Below are 16,986 nucleotides of genomic sequence, written 5' to 3' on the forward strand. Positions count from 1 at the left end.
CCGGGCCGGCGTGCGCGGGAGGCCGGAAACGGGAAGCCGGGCGGGGACGGGGCAGTGCGCCCTGTCCCCGCCCGGCCTCCGGAACGGTTCGTGCTGGTCTACTCCTTCGTGCCGATCGCGTCCGCCGGGCGGGCCCGCAGGGCGAGCCGGGCCGGGAGCACGGTGGCGGCGAGGGCGAGCAGTGCGGCGGTGCCGACGATCGCCGCGTAGGTGGCGGGCGGCGCGTACGGCGTGCCGGTGCCGGTCATGCCCGCCGCGTACGAGCTGAGCGTGCCCCACGCGATCGCGGTGCCCAGGACGGTGGCGGTCAGCACCGCGGTGAGCGTCTCCCAGCGCAGCATCAGCAGGATCTGGCGGCGCGTCATGCCGACCAGCCGCATGAGCGCGAACTCGCGGGTGCGGGCCGCGGTGGCCATCACCAGGGTGTTGACGATCGCGATCGCGGTGAAGGCGATGATCAGGCCCATCGCGACGTAGTTGACCTGGGCCTGGGTGCCCTGCTGGTCCTTGCGGGCGGCTTCGATCTCGGCGCGGCCGAGGACCTTCAGGCCGGGGAAGGCCGCCGCGGCGGCATCCAGGGCGGCGCGGGTGCCGGGGGCCTGCGCGTCGTCCGTGCGGATCAGGACCTGGGCGGCCAGCGGGTTGTCGACGTGGGCCGCGACGAGGTCATGAGGCAGCGTCAGATCGCCGAAGCCAAGACCGCGTTCGTAGACCGCGACGACGCGCAGCGTGGTCTTGACGCCGTCGCCGAGGGTGATCTCGAGCGGGTCGCCGACGCCGACGTGCTTGGTGCGTGCGGCCTGGGTGCTGACCGCGACGGTGTCGGGGACGAGTGCGCCGAGATCGCCCGCGGTGGCCTTGAGGTCCAGCATGTGCGCGGCGCCTTCCGTGGTGACGCCCTGCGCGGGGAACTTGTCCTGCCCGGCCCGGACGTTGGTGCGCAGGATCTGGGTGGCACCGGCGACGCCCGGCACGTTGCGGACCGCGTCGACGGCGGCGCGGGGCACGCCCGGTCCGGCCGACGCGAGCACATAGTCGGCGCGTTCGGTGCCGGCCGCGACCTGGGCGGACGCGGCGTGCGCGGTCGTGGTCTGCACGAACAGGATCGTCGAGGTCATGCCGATCGCGAGGGCCAGCGGGGTGACGACGGCCGCGACGCGCTGCAGCCGGGCCCGGTTGTTGCTCGCCGCGAGCCGGCCGCCGACCGGCGAGAGCAGGCGCATCGGCAGCGCCAGTACGGCGGTTGCGGCGCGGGCCAGGACCGGGCCGAGCAGAGAGACGGCGACGGCGGCCAGGACGACGGACAGGAAGGTGACGGGGGTGGCGGCGGCGTCGGTGTGCAGGTTGCGCAGCACGAGGAGCAGGGCGATGTATCCGGCGAGCAGGACGGCGCCGAAGACGGTCCGCAGCACGGGGATCCGGGGGCTTTCGATCGCGGCGTCGGCCAGTGCCTCGGTGGGGCGGATGCGCGCCGGGCGGCGGGCGGAGATGCGGGCCGCGGCCCATGCGGCGGCCACGGTGGCGAGCACCGCGCCGATCGCCGGGAACGGACTGGCGGCGAGTTCCAGGGTCTTGGGCATCGCACCGGCCTCGACGAACCGGCCGTGCATCCACCGGGCCAGGCCGAGTCCGGCGAAGGCGCCGAGCGCGCCGGCGAGCAGGCCGACGAAGACCGCTTCGAGGCCGACCATGCGGCGGATCTGGCGGGGCGTGGCACCGACCGCGCGGAGCAGGGCGATCTCGCGGCGGCGCTGCTGGAGGGACAGGGCGAAGGTGCCGCAGACGACCAGGATGGCGACCAGGAGCGAGGTGCCGCCCAGCGCGCCGCCGAGGCTGATGAGGGTGACGCGGGCCTTTGCGGCGTCGATGAACTCGACCGGGCCGCGGGCGTCTCCGGTGCGGACCTGCGCGGTGGTGCCGGCGAGCGCGGCCTTCACGTCGTCGGCGACGGCGGAGGTGTCGGCGCCGGGGGCGGTGAGGATGCCGAGTGCGGCGACCTGGCCGGGGTGGCCGGCCAGCCGGGCGGCCTCGGCGGTGTGGAAGAACAGCGTGGTCTGGCGGGCCAGTCCGGTGCGGTCCTGCGGCGCGGCGATGCCGGTGACCCGGTACGTCTTGGGGGCGGCGGTGGACTGCACGGTGACCTGCGAGCCGACCGCGGCACCGGCGCGGCGCGCCAGGTCGGCGTCCAGGACGACGTCGTCCGGGCCGGTCGGGGCGGTGCCGGCGGTGAGGGCGAAGGGGGTCAGGACCGCGGAGTCCCAGGCGTGCCCCCAGGACGGGCCGTCGCCGGGGCCGCCGAGCGGAGCGCCCTGGGTGGTGAAGGCGGTTGCCGGGAAGGTGAGTTCGGGGACGACGGCGCGTACCCCCGGGACGTTCCGTAGGCGGTCGGCGGTGTCGGCGGCCAGCCAGGCGCGTTCCGGCAGCGGCTTGGACTTGACCTTCTCCTTGCCCTTCTTGTGCTTGGTCCAGTGCAGGTTCTGGTCGGCGGTGACGACGACGGGCGTGCCGGCATAGCGCTCGGTGGGTATGCCGCCGCGCAGTCCGGTCTCCAGGAGGACGCCGCAGGCGGTGATCAGGGCCGCGGCGCACAGCAGGGCGGTGAAGGCGCCGATGAAGCCGCCCTTGCGGGCGCGCAGGGTGGACCAGGCGAGGCTGAGCATCATGACTCCGTCGCGGGGTCGGCGGCCGGAGCCGGTGCGGAGGTGGGGTCGGTCTCGGGGCGGGACTCGGGGGCGGTTTCGCCTGCCGGGTCGGGATCCGGGTCCGGTGCGGGAAAGGCCAGGAACCGCGTCTGGACGGTGCGGGCGCCGGGCGGGAGGGCCTGGGGCGGGCGCTTGTAGCGGTTCAGCAGCGTGATGAACTCTTCGAAGAAGGAAGCGAGTTCGGCGGGTGTGACGTGCACGGTGCCGCGCGAGTACGGCGCGGCGTCCGCCCAGGGGTCGCCGGGGTCGACGTCGTTCTGGAAGCGGACGAAGGCCTCGATGTCGGCGGCGAACGAGAGGCGGTTCATCTCGTCGACGGCGGCGCGCATTTCGGCCGTCTGCCGGCTGCGCGGCGGAAACCGCAGGTCCGCGCGGACGGCCTGCCACCAGCGCTCGCGGCCGTGCGCGCCGTCCCGGTCGATCTCCTCGACGAAGCCGTGCCGGGCCAGCTCGCGCAGGTGGTAGCTGGTCGCGCCGGTGTTGAGGCCGAGCGCGCGGGCCAGGGCGGCGGAGGTCGCCGGGCCGTGCGCGGCGAGGTGCCGGATGATCCGGCCCCGGCGCGGGTGCGCGAGGGTCTTGAGGGCGGCGAGGTCGTTCACCTCGCGCGGGGTTTCTGCCATGCGTGCACACTATTTTGTGCACAACTCTCTGTGCACTGGAGACAACCCCCTGGTCTCGGCCGGGGGTTGTCCCCACCTTGTGCGGGTGCCGGCCGGGGGCACCGCCCCGGGGTCCGGCCGCGCCCGGGCTACATGCCGAGCGCGGACTTCCGCTCCGAGACGGAGTACACGTTGGCGTCCACGCCGATCAGCTTCGGCAGGTAGCGCGCGTTGAAGGCCTCCTCGTACGGCATGGCGCGGTGCGCTTCGAACTGCGCCTCCGTCTCCCAGGCCTCGAAGAAGCGGAAGGTATTGGGCTTGCCCAGCTCCTCCGCCCACCAGTACTCGACGCAGCCCGGGTCCTGCCGACTCAGTTCCGAGACGTCGAGGAGGCCTTGGACGACCTCGTCGCGGTCCTCGGGGCGGAAGGTGAGAAAACCGCTGATGACCAGCATGTTCGTCCTCCTGAAGTACTGACTGTCCGTCAGGCGCGGGGGCGCCCGCGGGCCATCTTGGGGGACGGGGCGTGGCGGTGGAAGTGCCAAGGGGCGCCTTCATGTCGTTGCATACCCTACCCCCCTAGGGTATGTTCCACGTCGTGCCGAAGCGGTCCGCGCCAGCGGAGAACCGCTCCTGACGGCCCGTGAGAGAGAGGAGTGCGCCATGTCCGGATCGCAAACCGCGCCGAACCCGCGGCGCTGGAAGGCGCTGGGGTTGATCGCCGCGGCGCAGTTCATGGCCATCATGGACTCGTCGATCATCGGCGTGGCCCTGCCCGAGATGCAGGTCGACCTCGGCTTCTCGCCGGAGAACCTGTCGTGGGTGTTCAACGCGTACGTCGTGGCCTTCGGCGGTCTGCTGCTGCTCGGCGGCAAGCTGTCCGACCTGCTCGGCGCCAAGCGGCTCTTCAGTGCCGGCTGGGCGATCCTCGCGGTCGGCTCGCTGGTCGCCGGCCTGGCCGGGGAGGTGTGGGTCGAGCTTGCGGGCCGCGGCCTGCAGGGTGTGGGTGCCGCACTGATCGCGCCGTCCGCGCTGACGCTGCTGATGATGCTCTTCGGCAACAACCCGAAGGAGCTCGGCAAGGCCTTCGCGCTCTACGGCGCCGCGGCCCCGGCAGGTGGTACCGCGGGCGTGTTCCTGGGCGGCGTCATCACCGAGTACCTCAGCTGGCCCTGGGTCTTCTACATCAACATCCCCGTCGCGATCGCCGCACTGATCGCCATCCCGCGCCTGATGCCGGACACCCCCGCGCAGCGCGGCTCGGTCGACTGGCTCGGTGCCGCCACTGTCACCGGCGGCCTCGGCGCCGTCGTCTACGCCGTGGTCCGCGCCCCCGAGGCGGGCTGGGCGTCCGCGGAGACCCTGCTGGTGCTGGCCGGCGGCCTGGCCCTGCTCGGCCTGTTCGTCGCGGTCCAGGCCCGGCGCAGCGAACCGCTGATGCGCCTGGGCATCTTCAAGGCCGCGAACCTGGCGGGTGCGAACGTCGCGCAGTTCCTGATGGCCGCGGCCTGGGTGCCGATGTGGTTCTTCCTCAACCTCTACCTGCAGCAGGTCCTGGACCTCGGGGCCTTCGCGAGCGGTGCCGCACTGCTCCCGATGACCGTCGCGATCATGATCATGATGATCACCGTGGCGCCCCGCCTGACCGCCAAGTTCGGGCCGAAGCCGCTGGTCGTCTCGGGTCTCGCGGTGCTCGCCGCGGGCATGCTGTGGCTGTCCTTCATCCGCCCCGGCGGGTCGTTCTGGGTGGACGTCCTGCCCGCCTCGCTGGTCGCCGCCACCGGCATGTCGCTGGCCTTCATCCCGTCCCTGGGCACCGCGCTCTCCAGCGCCCGTCCCGAGGAAGGCGGCCTGGCCTCCGGCATCGTCAACACCAGCTACCAGGTCGGCTCGGCGCTCGGCCTGGCCGCGATGACCGCACTGGCGGCCTCGCAGGGCGCCGGCGAGATGGGCAACGTGTCGGCGCTCACCGACGGCTACTCCGCCGCGTTCCTCGGCGCCGCGGGTATAGCGCTGGCCGGTGCGCTGATCGCGATCGTGACGCTGCGCGGCAGCCGCGGGGCGGACGCTGCGGCCGGTGCCGAGCAGGCCGCTTCGGACGCCGAGCCGGTCCGGCAGGGTGCATGAGCTGTACCGGCGCACACGAGTGCGCAGGTGACGACGCGTCCGTGAGGGGCGTACCCCGGGAGCCACGGCCCGCCGAGAAGGCGGGCCCGGGCCCCATTGACGTGCCGTGCGCGGCAGCGATGCCGGGGGCGCGGTGTGCGGCGCAGGGGGTGCCTCGTATCGGTAACCCGTGGGTTAACCGGGGTTCCGGACTTCGCCGTTGTTCCGCCGGTTGCGCTGCGCGAATCTTGAAGCACGAAGAACGGGGGCGCCGGAAACGAAGATCCGGAGCCGCCGGGAAGCACCAAATCCCCTTGAATCAAAAGGAGTCCATCATGGCTGCCGTCGACACCACCCGCACCGCCGCTGCTGCTGCCGCCCCGCTCGCCCCGGCCACTCGCGACCGGCTCGGCGCGTGGCTGACCGCCGGAGCCGTCGCCAACGGTGCGATGGCCGCCACGTACGTCGCCTTCTCCGTGTACGTGATGCCGATGCTGGGCCGCAAGGACGACGCGGGCTTCGTGCACTCCATGCAGCAGATCAACGTGAACATCGAGAACCCGCTCTTCTTCGCGGCGTTCTTCGGGGCGAGCGTGTTCCCGGCGGTCGCCGCCTGGAAGCAGCGCAAGAAGGGCGGCGGCTCGGCGATGAAGTGGGCGGCTGCCGCGGCCGCGCTCTACACGGCCGGTGTGCTGACCACCATGGGCATCAACGTCCCGCTCAACGAGGCGCTGGCCGCGGCCGGCGACACCGACCCCTCCGCGGCCCGCGCGGACTTCGAGGGCACCTGGAACGTCTGGAACGCGGTGCGCGCCGTCCTGTCCACGGCGGCGTTCGCGGCCTCGGTGCAGTCCCTGCGCCTGTTCCGCCGCAACCGCGTCTGACCGGCGGTGCCGGCGTCCTCGCTGTGCAGATGCGAACAGCGGGGACGGTCTGGGGCGGATATCCGGTTCATGCGCTCTCAGGCGGTTTGTCGGGTGAATTACCACAGCGCGCTTGATGGTTCCTGGGCGCCGCATCGAGCACTATCCCCGGGCATGACTATGCACCGAGCCTTACGCGAAGGCCCAACACCCGTACCCAGAGCGGAATTTGGCAATCCGCTTGCGGGTGCACCCGAGATGCTCCACCTGATCGAGCAGGGCTTCCCGTCCACCGGCTTCACGATCCCGTTCGCCTTCCGGGTGACCGGCGCGCTGGACACCGGAGTGCTCCGCGAGGCCGTGGCACTGCTGGCCCGGCGGCACGAAGCGCTGCGGACGCGCGTGGTCGACACCGAGCAAGGTCCGCGCGCTATTGCGGACGCCGAACCGCAGGAGATGGTCACGATCGCCGCCGGCGATCCCGACGAACTCCTGGAGGCGCAGTTCTCCCGGTCGTTCGCGGCGGCCACCGAACACCCGCTGCGCGTCCTGGTGGTCCCCGCCGGCGACGGCGAATGGGTCGTCGGAATCCACCTCCACCACTTGTCCGGCGACGCATGGACGCTGGGCGTGCTGATGCGCGACCTGGGCCACTTCTACGGCGAACTGGCCGCGGGACGCAGCCCGGAGGCCGAGGACGGCCGGCTGCAGCAGATCGACTTCGCAGCCTGGGAGCGCGACGCGGTCGCGCAGAACGTCTTCACCGAGGAAATCGCGTACTGGAAGGAACAACTCGCGGGCAGCGCGGGCATGCCGCTGGACGCGCACTCGCCTTCGTACTCCGGAATCTGCCAGCCGTCGGTCGTCGGGTACCTCCGGGTGCCGCTGACCGACGACCTCGCGGCGTTCTGCGCCCGGGAGCGGGTCACGCCGTACCCGGTGGTGTTCGCGGCGATGGCCGCGGTGCTGTGCGGGGAGACCGGGCGTACCGACCTGAGTGTGACCAGTGCAATGGACAACCGGATGTACCCCGGAGTGGAGGAGACGGCGGGCTATTTCGCCAACACCGTCTTCTTGCGGGCGCAGCTGGACGAGGCCATGCGCGAGGGTTCGGCCGGATTCGATGTGCTGCTCAAGCAGGCGGCGGAGGCCTGTTCGGGCGCGTTCGCACATCAGCAAGTGCCGTACCTGGACCTGATGGCGCACGCCGAGACCGGGCTGGGAGTGGGCCGGCCGGTCATTCTGTTCCAGTACTTCTCGCAGGAGTTCGGTGCACCGGAACTGGCCGGGTGCCGCACCGAGGCCCTGGTGGACGACGCGGCCCGGCGGCGGCTGCTGACCAGCCCGAGCGGGCTGCGCGTCGTGGTGAGCCGGCGGGGCGCGGGCTTTTGCGCCGAGTTCGTGTGGCAGCCGGAGCTGTGGTCCGAGGAGTACATCGGCGCGATGGCCGACCGGTTCGGTGCCGCGGTCCGGGCCGCCTGCGCCGACCGCCACGTACCGCTGCGGGACCTGATCGGCGGGGAGCAGGCGCGATGATCTCCATGTTCGAGCGGCATGTTGCCGCGACACCCGATGCCGAAGCCGTGGTCGGCGGCGGCGTACGCCTCACCTATGCGGAACTGGACGCCCTGGCCGAGCGCGTGGCGCAGGCACTCACCGCGGACGGGTCGCCGACCGGGTCCGCGGATCCGGCTGTGTCCGTCGTCGCCGAGCTGCACAGGCCGGTGGCAGGTGCCTTGACCGCGCAGGAGCCGGTCGCCATTGCCGTCCCGCCCTCGGCCGCGATGATCGCCGCGGTGCTCGGGGTGCTCAAGGCGGGCGGCGCGTACCTGCCGCTGCACCAGGCCTGGCCACCGGCGCGCCGCAGCGAGATCCTCCGCGAGGCCGGAGTGCGTTTCGCCGTCGGCGCGTTGGACGACACCGTCGTCGCCGCGCTTGCGGGCGGCGCGCCCTCTGCGGTTGCCGAGGCCGGCGGGGCCGAGGATGCGTTGGCCTACGTCATCTACACCTCCGGATCCACCGGTACGCCCAAGGGCGTCCAGGTGGAGCGCGGCAACGTCACGGCGCTGCTGTCCGCGGTGCAGAGCCTGGTCCCGGTCGGGCCCGGCGACACCGTGCTGTGCGTCTCGCCGCTGGCCTTCGACATGTCGGTCGTCGACATCTTCCTGCCGCTGTGCCACGGCGGCCGGCTGGTGGTCGCCACCGAGGACGAGCGCCTCGACCCGCACGCGCTGGCACGCCTGGTGGACGCGTACGACGTCACGTTCATGGTCGCCACGCCCACGATGCTGGGCGCTCTGGTGGAGTCCGGCTGGGCGGGCCGTCCCGGCCTCAGGGTCGGCGCGGGCGGCGAGGTGCTCCCCGGGCCTTTGGCACGTGCGCTGTCGACACGTGTCACCGAGGTGTGGAACGTCTACGGGCCCACCGAGACCACCTACGCGGCCACGTTCCACCAGGTCACAGCGGCCGACTTCGACGGTCCGGTGCCGCTGGGGCGGCCGCTGGCCGGGGCCCGGGTGGCCGTGTGCGATGCGGACGGCAACCCGGTCCCGACGGGTGAGACCGGGGAGATCGTGGTCGGCGGCACCGGCGTGTCCCGGGGGTACTTGGGGCGCCCGGAGCTGACCGCCGAGCGCTTCACCGCGACCCCGGACGGCCGGTGCTACCGGACCGGGGACCTCGGCCGGCTGCGTCCGGACGGCGTCCTGGAATACCTGGGCCGCGCCGACGGACAGGTCAAGGTCAACGGCCTGCGCATCGAACTGGGCGAGATCGAATCGGTGTTGGCGGCCGTACCGGGGGCCGGGCAGGTCGCCGCCGCGGTACGGGGCGACCGGCTCGCCGCGTACTGCACCGGGGCCGCGGACCCCGCCGCGCTGCTGGCGCACGCCCGCACGCTGCTGCCCGCGTACATGGTCCCGGCCGCGGTGACCCGCGTCGCGGCGCTGCCGCTGCTGCCCAACGGGAAGACCGACCGGGATGCGCTGCCGTGGCGGGTTGCGCTGCCCCTCCCGGAGCCGGCCGACCCGGATTCGGCCGTGCCGGATCCCGTCACCAGCGCGGTGGGGCGGATCTGGCAGGACCTGCTCGGCGTACCCGCGGCCCCCGAGGACGACTTCGTGGACGCGGGCGGCTCGTCGCTCATGCTCTACCGGCTGCGCAACCGGTTCCACACGGAGTTCGGCGTCACCATCCCGATGCGCGACCTGCTCGACCACTCCACCATCGCCCAGCAGGCCCGGCTGATCGAGAAAGGACTGACCGATGCTCGACGTTGACGACCTCATCGGCACCGCCGTACGCGAGACCGGGCTGGAGGACTTCGGCGGGCAGGCGTTCCGCGAAGGGCTCGAGCACCTGGTCGCCGACGTGAACGGACCGGCCAAACTCACCACCGACGGCGCGAACATCATCCAGGGCCTGATCACCGGGATGCTGTCGCACCGCCTCCAGGTGGTCGACTGGGCGGCCGGCCACCCCGAGGTGACCGCCGCCGAGGTCGAGCGTCCGCTGTTCGTCATCGGCCCGCCGCGCACCGGCACCACCCTGCTGAGCGGCCTGCTGCACGCCGACCCCCGGCGCCGGGCACCCCTGCGCTGGGAGGCGATGCGGGCCGTCCCGCCGGTGCAGGCCGACGCGCTCGAGACCGACCCGCGGGTGGCGGAGGAAGAGGCGTCGCAGCTGTTCATGGACGCGCTCAACCCCGGCTTCAAGGCGATCCACGACGAGCCGGCCACCGGGCCGACCGAGTGCGTGTCGATCCTCGCGCAGGACTTCCGCGGCCTGCTGTTCGACGTGATCCTGGAGGCGCCGTCGTACCGGGAGTGGAACCTGGACTGCGACCACACCTCGGCGTACGACTACCACCGGCTCCAGTTGCAGGTCATGCAGAGCCACGCACGCGGCTGGTGGACGCTCAAGGCCCCCACCCACGCGCTGACCCCGGAGTACATCCTGGCCCGCTACCCGGACGCCCGGTTCGTGGTGACCCACCGCGACCCGGTGGCGGTGATCTCCTCGGTCTGCAGCTTCGCGCGCTCGATGCGGCGGGTCTTCTCCGACGTCCCGTTCGCGGCGGCCGAGCACTGGACGCGGGTCGTGGAGCTGTCCGCGACGCGCATAGCCGACTTCCGGGCCGCGCACCCGGACGTCCCCGTCGTCGACGTGCGCTACCCCGACCTCGTCGCCGACCCGGTCGCCACCATGCGCCGCATCTACACCGAGGTGGGCGACCCCCTCTCGGCCGATACGGAAGCCCGCTGGGCCGCGTACATGCAGGAAAACCCGCAGGGCAAGTTCGGCCGGCACGAATACTCGACCGCCGAGTTCGGCCTGTCCACCGAGGCAGTGCGCGAACGGTTCGCCGGCTACACCGCCGACTGGGACCTCTGACCGAACCCGTCCCGCCGAGCCCCCGGTCCGCCAGGCCCGGGGGCTCGGCCCTTCCCGAAGGCCGTCCCGGCGCAGAACTTCGCGCGGCTTGTCCTGGACCCGGAATTCCTGCTGTGCCGTCCGGAAACGGCCGCAACCACCCGGCAGCCGCGCGCGTCCCCGGGGCCAAAGGAGGTCGTCATGACGGCAGTTCGCCTGCGAAGCACGCTCATAGCGGGTGGAGTCTCCCTGCTCCTCGCCCTCGCCTGGGCATTCTCTTCCGGCCCGGCGAAGCCGGACGACGGCCTCGGCGTGTTCGTCGACCGCTACGTCGCCACGCTCAACTCCGGCGACACGGAACGCCTCGTCGCCCTGCTCGACTCGCCGCACGCCGCCGCCGACGGCCCCGCCCGCATGGAGCGCTACGGCCGCCAGAAATGGCAACGCGTCCAAGCCACCTGGAGCAATCCGGAGTTCGCCGGACTCTTCGAAGTGCGCATCACCGCTTGGTCCGCGAAGACCGGTACCGATGTCACGATCACCGAACAGGCCGTCCACTCCGGCGGCTCATGGCATCTCCTCCCCATGGCCACCGTCCCCGGCGTACCCGGCCCCTCCGGCGCCGCGACGACCCGCCCCGTCGACGGCTGATGCCGGATCCGACGCGTCAGGCGACCGCGGCCACACCGTCCACACGATGCCGGGCCATCCAATCGGCGCCGAAGCCCACCGCGGGGATCAGCGGCACCAAGCGCGTGTCCGCCGAGCCGACGAAGCCGTGCCCCGTCGCCACGTGGTCCAGCATCTCCAGGCCGATCCGCTCGAAGTCGCGCAGGTCCAGCGTCACGTCCTCGTACGTGAACCACATGGCGCGCCCCAGTCCGTCGGGGATCACGCACCGGTAGGTCCGGGCGGCCAAGGTGGGCTGGAGGTACTCCGCCAGGTGGAAGGCGGTGAACGTGGAGAAGGCCGTGCCCAGCATCAGCACCTTCGTGTCGGGCAGCGCGTACAGCCGGGCCAGCGGGGAGTGCTCGCCGAAGTGCGAGGCCGGGTTGTGGTGGCGCAGGATCGTCTCGGCCAGCAGCCCGATCGCCACGAACGACGACTGCGGATGCGAACTCCGCACCGCGCCGGGGGTACGCCGGAGCAGTTCCGCGAGACCGCCCATGGTCGGGGACGCCGGGGTCCACACCGGGTCGAAGGCCGGCATCGCCCGCTTGAAGGCCTCCTTCTCCGATGCGCTGAACCCGGTGGTCGCGCGCTGGAACGCCCACGAGGTGTCGGAGTTCTCCTCGGTGAACGCCGGCATCACCAGCGTGCCGGCCGGGCCGACCGCCTCTAGCAGGGCGTCGAGGACGTCGCGCGCGCCGCGGGCCAGCCGGCCGACACTGCGCAGCGCGCCGTGCACGAGCAGGACGTCGCCGGGACGGACTCCGATGTCGCGCAGCGCGCCGACGAGTTCGGGCACGGTCCAGGGTTCGGTCCTCGGCGGCCCGGGGACGTCTGCCGAAGGCCGGCTCCAGACCGCCAAGCGCGCGTCTTCGTCCTGGGAATTCACGCCGTATCCTCCACATCACGAGCCCGTGCCAGGTCCGCGGTCAACCGGCCGCGGACGTGTTCGATGAACCGGATCAGGTCCGGGCAGTACACCGACGGCCCGCCGAACCCCGCGCCCGCGCGGTAGCGGTGGGTGAAGTACCCACCGCCGCACACGTCCCGGACCTGGCAGGCGCGACAGGTCGCGCCCAGGCCGGCCGCGCCCAACTGCCGTGCGGCGAGCCCCGGGTGGCGCAGCGCGTCGTCGAAGGAGTGGGACGTCACGGACATCCCGGTGGCCGCCGCCCCGTCGTACACGGACTTGAGCGTGTCGACCTGCTCGATCATGCCGTCGGTGTCGATCACGACGACCGACGCCGGTCCCGGACCCAGTTGCTCGGAACGGCTCGGGCCGCCCAGCAGCAGCGAGAGCACGTCCTCGAAGAGGCGCACGCTGGTCTCCGCCTGCTCCGTGCCGTACCAGCGGTCGAAGGCCGCGGCCAGCCAGTCGCCGTAGGGTGCGGTCGGCGCGTCCTCGTCGCGCGACGGCGGCGGTGTGTCCCAACTTCCATGCGGCAGAAGGAAGTCCATGGCGGGCGGCGCGAGTGACAAGAGGTCCTCGTACACCTCGACCGGGTCGTTCGCGAGGTCGATCGTGCACAGCAGGCCGCCGAACAGGCCGGGCCGGGACGGGGCGCGGAGCCGGGCGACGGCCTCGGCGACGGCCGCGTGGCTGCCGCGTCCGTCGGCGTACCGGCGGTGGCGGTCGTTGGCCGCCTCGCCGCCGTCGAGGCTCACGCCGACGGAGACGCCGAGTGCGTACAGCGCGTCCAGGCTCGCGTCGTCCAGCAGCAGGCCGTTCGTCTGGATCGCCAGCGACACTTGGGTGTAGTCGGGGACCGCTCGGCGAACCGCTTCGGCCAGGCGGGTGATCAGCCCCATGCCGACCAGCATCGGCTCGCCGCCGTGCACGATCACCGTCACGGCGTCCAAGCGGTGTTCGCGCGCGTGCTCGCCGATCCGGAACGCGGTCTGGTCCGCAGCCTCCGGCGACATCGCCTTGCCGGCCGCCTGCCACGACTGGTCGGCCATCTCGTACAGGTAGCAGTAGTCGCATGCGAGGTTGCAGCGGCTGTGCACCTTCACGACGAAGTGCCGCAGGGGGATGGGGTGCCACAGGGCCCCGAACGCCCGGTGCGAGGGGACGTTCAGCGGCCACTCGGCAGGCGTGCGCACGCGCGCCGGAGTGGGCAGGAGCTCCACGCCGTATTCCTTTCACACGACAGGGGCGACGCCCCGCGTGGCGGAGGCGTCCGAAGGGATCGAGCACGAGCGCGCGGGGCCGGGGGGGGGGGGGCCCCCAGCCCCCCCCCCGGCGCCCCGCGCGCCCCCCGGGGCCCGGGCGTCGGGCGCCCCGAGCCCCGCGCGCTGCGCGCTGCGCGCACAGGTCTGCCGGAGTCAGCCGACGTAGCTGTTGAAACCGCTTGAGACGTAGCTGTTGAAGCCGCTCGGGACATAGCTGTTGAAGCTGCTCGGGACGTAGCTGTTGAAGCTCCCCGGAAGCGGGCTGCCCGGCCTGCCGGCGCCGGCCCGGGCCTGACGCAGGGCGCGGCCGAGGGGGGAACCCGCAGGGATCGCGGTGGCGGGGCCCGCGGTGCCCGGCCCGTCGAGGACTGGAACGGCGTACGTCATGTGCGACTCCCTGTTCGGCAGGAACTTGGCGTTCGCAACGTAGTGGTGGCGGATGCGCGCCGGGGTGCAGATCGTCGTCGGCGCGTGCGTCGGACATCGCTCCGCGCAATAGGGACCTTGAGCAACATGCTTGGCCGCAACCATTGTTCGTCGTGCCGCGCGATTGCGGCCCTCGGCCGCGCGAATCGGCTTGCCGGATCCCAATCGGCAAGATGAACGGCCGCCACTCTTGCCGATCACGCGTCAATCGGCCGCAATGGGCCTCAGGATTCGGCGGCCTATGAGGGGAATGAGCGCGACGTGAGCAGCACTATCCGACGACGCGGGCCGGATCTGCTCGCGCACAGTCTGATCGGCGCCTTGGCCGGACTCAACCTCCTGGCCCTGGTGGTGGCCGTGGCCACGTGCGCACGAGGTCAACTGGCGTGGACGGCGGCCACCGCCGCCGCCGTAGTGGGCCTCGACGTCCTCGCGGCACTGGCCCTGCGCGGGCGCGAACGCCGACACGTCGACGCGTCCGCGCGCTACCTGCAGTCGCCGGCGCACATGACCCGGAACACCACGGCCGGGGCGCAGCGTGTCGCGGAGGCCATGGGGTACGGCGACCTCGGCACCCCCGGGTTCTACCTGGGCAGATCCGTGCGGGGAAAGCGCGACCTCTGGGGCACCTGGGAAGACGTGTACGTCGAGATCTCGGGCACCGGCATGGGCAAGACCACGGCACGGGCCATCCCCAACATCGTCACCGCCCCCGGGCCGGTGCTGGTCACGTCTGCCAACCATCATGTCGTCGCGGCTACCCGGGGGATCCGTGAACAGCGGGGCAAGACCTGGGTGTTCGACCCGCAGGACGTCTCCGGAGAGCCGAACTCCTGGTACTGGAGCCCCCTGTCGATGGTGGGCGGCGACCTGAAGGACGCGATGTCGCTCACGGGTCTGTTCATCTCCACACAACGCAAGGAGCACCACCGCGCCGACGCCTACTTCGAGCCCGCCGCGCAGACGCTCATCGCGGTGCTGATGCTGGCTGCCGACGGCGGCGACCGCCCCATCACCGATGTGCTCAAGTGGCTGCGGCGTCCGGACGACGAAACACCCACGGACATCCTCCAAGGCATGGGCGGGCGCGACTTGGCGGTCGACGCGGTGCGCGCCGTGACCATGCTGCCGGCGGAACAGCGGGCCGGCGTTCTCGGCGTGGCCCGGCAGTACATGGCGTGGCTGGCGGTACCGGAGATCATTCCGTGGATCACGCCGGGCGGCGGCCGTGAGGAGTTCCCGTTCGTCAAGTTCGCGCGCGAGTCGACCGACACGCTCTATGTGATGTCCCGCGCCGACGACAAGACCGCCTCCCCGGCGGTCAGCGCACTCACCGCGGCCTCCGTCGTGGCCGGCCAGACCGGGTCCGTGAGGATGCCCGGCGGCCGCCTGCGCAAGCCGCTGCTGGTGGTGCTCGACGACCCCTCGAACGTCGCCCAGATCCAGTTCTGGCCCACCAGGTACTCGCACTTCGGATCGCGTGGCGTGATCGTGATGACGCTGCTCCAGTCGTGGTCCCAGGGCGTCGCCGTGTGGGGGGCCAACGGCATGGCGAAGCTCTGGGGGGCGTCGTCCGTCCGGGGGGTCGGCGGCGGCGGGTCCGAGACCGGAATGCTCGGGGACATCGCCACCATGTCCGGCAAGTTCGAGGCGCGAACCGTCGGCATGTCGTTCACGCCGCCCTCGGTCCAGCCGTCCGTCACCCTGGGCAGCCGGGCCGAGGGGATCCTCGACCCGTCGGATATCGCCGGTCTGCCTCGGGGCCGGTTCCTCATCCAGGTGAGCGGCCGGCGCCCCGTCCTGGCCGAGTCGGTGCCGTGGACGGACGGGCCGCACGCCGACGCGATCCGGGCGTCTATCGCGAAGTACGCTCGCCGGTAAGAGCCTTGCCGGCGAAGTGGGCACCGGGCTCACTGCCTTGCCGCCCGTTCATCCACCGCACCGCGAAGTCGACCGCGGGGGCGAACGGGACGATCGTCGCGGTCGCGTCCCCCACGGGACCGGTGGACGGGGACTCCGCCGCCCCCGCCGAGTACGCCGCACCGATCTCGGCGAAGTCCCCGCCGTCCAGATCGATGTCGCCGTGGCTCCACCACTCGCCGCGGCCGTCCGCACCGGGGACGACGCAGCGGTAGATGCGCTGGCGCCGCGCCGGCCCGCGGTATTCGGCGAGGTGGAACGCGCTGCAGGCGGCGAAGCCCGTGCCGAGCATCAGGATCTTGGCCTGCGGCAGCGCGTACAGCCGCGCCAGCGGCGAGCGTTCGCCGAAGTGGCAGGTCGGGTCGTGATGCGCCGTGACGACCGCCGCGTGGCGGCCCAGCGCCGCGAACGAGGAGATCGGGTGGGCACTGCGGTGGCTGCCGGGGCATAGGCGCAGCACCTCGGCAAGCGCGCCGACCACCGGCGAGGCCGGTGTCGTGGCGGCCCTGAAAGGCGGCATCGCGGCCCGGTACTCGCGTACCTCGTCCGCGGTCATCCCCGCGGTGGCCTTGCGGTACTGGTCGGAGGTGTCGGAGTTGTCCGGGGTGAACGCCGGCACGACCACGGTCCCGGCCGCCCGGCCGACGGCCCGGCGCAACGCACCCAGCACGGTGGCGGCACCGCCCTGGACCGGGCCGAGCGAGCGCAGTGAACTGTGCACCAGTACGGTGTCGCCGTCGGTGATCCCGAGGGCGCGGAACTGGTCGACGATCCGCTCGACATCATGCACGGGACGGGCCGATCGACTCCGGGAACGGGACCGGTTCGGGCATGGTGCTCCTCATAGCGTGTCACCGGACGCGGACGCGCCGGTGCGGCAACCGTAGAGCCGACCGGCGCGCGGAGCCCCTGAGGCCGGGCGCACCGCGCGTAATGGCCTTCAACCGGGGCGGGGGTGCGCAATTGGCACCCGTCACGAGGATGCGAAAACGCGCCGGACGGCCGTTGCGCGCGGCTCGCCCGAGGCGTACTCCCGGCCGGCGGACGCACCGGGTGAGGATCGTGGGTGCAAGCGAGCGCGCCCGTGCCGGCAGGCCACGGCACCCCTCAACGGGCGCGCCCTTTTCGAAGGAGTGCTCGTTTTGGCCGCGCCATGCC

The 16,986-nt window shown here is 72.3% G+C and carries 14 protein-coding genes; 7 read left to right on the plus strand and 7 right to left on the minus strand.

Annotated features, from left to right (window positions below; translation table 11 throughout):
* Positions 1–98: 98 nt before the first annotated feature.
* From LZ495_RS05610 to LZ495_RS05620, 3 genes are all read right to left on the minus strand, one after another.
* The gene (locus tag LZ495_RS05610) at positions 99–2,663 is read right to left on the minus strand and encodes an FtsX-like permease family protein (RefSeq protein WP_235050835.1); all 2,565 of its coding nucleotides are present in this window, start codon (positions 2,661–2,663) and stop codon (positions 99–101) included.
* On the minus strand, positions 2,660–3,322 hold the full coding sequence (locus LZ495_RS05615) for an ArsR/SmtB family transcription factor (RefSeq protein WP_235050836.1): 663 nt from the start codon (positions 3,320–3,322) through the stop codon (positions 2,660–2,662). The genes LZ495_RS05610 and LZ495_RS05615 overlap by 4 nt, the downstream gene beginning before the upstream one ends.
* Before the next feature lie 128 nt (positions 3,323–3,450).
* On the minus strand, positions 3,451–3,756 hold the full coding sequence (locus tag LZ495_RS05620) for a putative quinol monooxygenase (RefSeq protein ID WP_235050837.1): 306 nt from the start codon (positions 3,754–3,756) through the stop codon (positions 3,451–3,453).
* 208 nt (positions 3,757–3,964) lie between these two features.
* On the opposite strand from LZ495_RS05620, the gene LZ495_RS05625 reads away from it, so the two are divergent.
* From LZ495_RS05625 to LZ495_RS05650, 6 genes are all read left to right on the plus strand, one after another.
* Entirely contained in the window at positions 3,965–5,428 is a 1,464-nt protein-coding gene (locus tag LZ495_RS05625; protein WP_235050838.1) for an MFS transporter, read from the plus strand.
* A 314-nt stretch (positions 5,429–5,742) separates the two neighbouring features.
* Positions 5,743–6,291 carry an anthrone oxygenase family protein gene (locus LZ495_RS05630; RefSeq protein WP_235050839.1) on the plus strand — a complete coding sequence of 183 codons (549 nt, stop codon included), beginning with the start codon at positions 5,743–5,745 and terminating at the stop codon, positions 6,289–6,291.
* Between the two features lie 237 nt (positions 6,292–6,528).
* The gene (locus LZ495_RS05635) at positions 6,529–7,806 is read left to right on the plus strand and encodes a condensation domain-containing protein (protein ID WP_235050840.1); all 1,278 of its coding nucleotides are present in this window, start codon (positions 6,529–6,531) and stop codon (positions 7,804–7,806) included.
* Positions 7,803–9,548, plus strand: coding sequence for a non-ribosomal peptide synthetase (locus LZ495_RS05640; RefSeq protein WP_235050841.1), 1,746 nt, complete (start codon positions 7,803–7,805; stop codon positions 9,546–9,548). Before LZ495_RS05635 ends, LZ495_RS05640 begins: the two co-directional genes overlap by 4 nt.
* Positions 9,535–10,662 (plus strand): sulfotransferase family protein, encoded by a 1,128-nt coding sequence (locus tag LZ495_RS05645; RefSeq protein WP_235050842.1) that lies wholly within the window; start codon positions 9,535–9,537, stop codon positions 10,660–10,662. The genes LZ495_RS05640 and LZ495_RS05645 overlap by 14 nt, the downstream gene beginning before the upstream one ends.
* 180 nt (positions 10,663–10,842) lie before the next feature.
* Entirely contained in the window at positions 10,843–11,292 is a 450-nt protein-coding gene (locus tag LZ495_RS05650; RefSeq protein WP_235050843.1) for a hypothetical protein, read from the plus strand.
* 16 nt (positions 11,293–11,308) lie between these two features.
* On the opposite strand, the gene LZ495_RS05655 is transcribed toward LZ495_RS05650, so the two are convergent.
* From LZ495_RS05655 to LZ495_RS05665, 3 genes are all read right to left on the minus strand, one after another.
* Complete coding sequence (locus tag LZ495_RS05655) at positions 11,309–12,199, minus strand: AAC(3) family N-acetyltransferase (protein WP_235050844.1); 891 nt, start codon at positions 12,197–12,199, stop codon at positions 11,309–11,311.
* A complete protein-coding gene (locus LZ495_RS05660; protein WP_235050845.1) occupies positions 12,196–13,440 on the minus strand; it encodes an FxsB family cyclophane-forming radical SAM/SPASM peptide maturase in 1,245 nt (414 codons plus the stop codon). The genes LZ495_RS05655 and LZ495_RS05660 overlap by 4 nt, the downstream gene beginning before the upstream one ends.
* Before the next feature lie 195 nt (positions 13,441–13,635).
* Entirely contained in the window at positions 13,636–13,869 is a 234-nt protein-coding gene (locus LZ495_RS05665) for a hypothetical protein (RefSeq protein WP_235050846.1), read from the minus strand.
* Between the two features lie 300 nt (positions 13,870–14,169).
* Here LZ495_RS05665 and LZ495_RS05670 point away from each other — a divergent pair, with 300 nt between their 5' ends.
* Positions 14,170–15,789: a type IV secretory system conjugative DNA transfer family protein gene (locus tag LZ495_RS05670; protein WP_235050847.1), complete on the plus strand. Its 1,620-nt coding sequence runs from the start codon at positions 14,170–14,172 to the stop codon at positions 15,787–15,789.
* Here the strand turns inward: LZ495_RS05670 and LZ495_RS05675 are convergent.
* A complete protein-coding gene (locus LZ495_RS05675) occupies positions 15,764–16,618 on the minus strand; it encodes an AAC(3) family N-acetyltransferase (RefSeq protein WP_235050848.1) in 855 nt (284 codons plus the stop codon). The two genes, LZ495_RS05670 and LZ495_RS05675, sit on opposite strands and share 26 nt — an antisense overlap.
* Between the last annotated feature and the right edge of the window lie 368 nt (positions 16,619–16,986).

The sequence above is a fragment of the Yinghuangia soli genome, from assembly GCF_021502675.1.
GTDB classification, from domain to species: Bacteria; Actinomycetota; Actinomycetes; order Streptomycetales; family Streptomycetaceae; genus Yinghuangia; species Yinghuangia soli.

Coding starts and splice junctions, on each gene's coding strand:
- LZ495_RS05640 (WP_235050841.1), top strand. CDS start 7,803: ATGATCTCCATGTTCGAGCGGCATGTTGCCGCGACACCCGATGCCGAA.
- LZ495_RS05620 (WP_235050837.1), bottom strand. CDS start 3,756: ATGCTGGTCATCAGCGGTTTTCTCACCTTCCGCCCCGAGGACCGCGAC.
- LZ495_RS05615 (WP_235050836.1), bottom strand. CDS start 3,322: ATGGCAGAAACCCCGCGCGAGGTGAACGACCTCGCCGCCCTCAAGACC.
- LZ495_RS05630 (WP_235050839.1), top strand. CDS start 5,743: ATGGCTGCCGTCGACACCACCCGCACCGCCGCTGCTGCTGCCGCCCCG.
- LZ495_RS05645 (WP_235050842.1), top strand. CDS start 9,535: ATGCTCGACGTTGACGACCTCATCGGCACCGCCGTACGCGAGACCGGG.
- LZ495_RS05610 (WP_235050835.1), bottom strand. CDS start 2,663: ATGATGCTCAGCCTCGCCTGGTCCACCCTGCGCGCCCGCAAGGGCGGC.
- LZ495_RS05635 (WP_235050840.1), top strand. CDS start 6,529: ATGCTCCACCTGATCGAGCAGGGCTTCCCGTCCACCGGCTTCACGATC.
- LZ495_RS05625 (WP_235050838.1), top strand. CDS start 3,965: ATGTCCGGATCGCAAACCGCGCCGAACCCGCGGCGCTGGAAGGCGCTG.
- LZ495_RS05665 (WP_235050846.1), bottom strand. CDS start 13,869: ATGACGTACGCCGTTCCAGTCCTCGACGGGCCGGGCACCGCGGGCCCC.
- LZ495_RS05650 (WP_235050843.1), top strand. CDS start 10,843: ATGACGGCAGTTCGCCTGCGAAGCACGCTCATAGCGGGTGGAGTCTCC.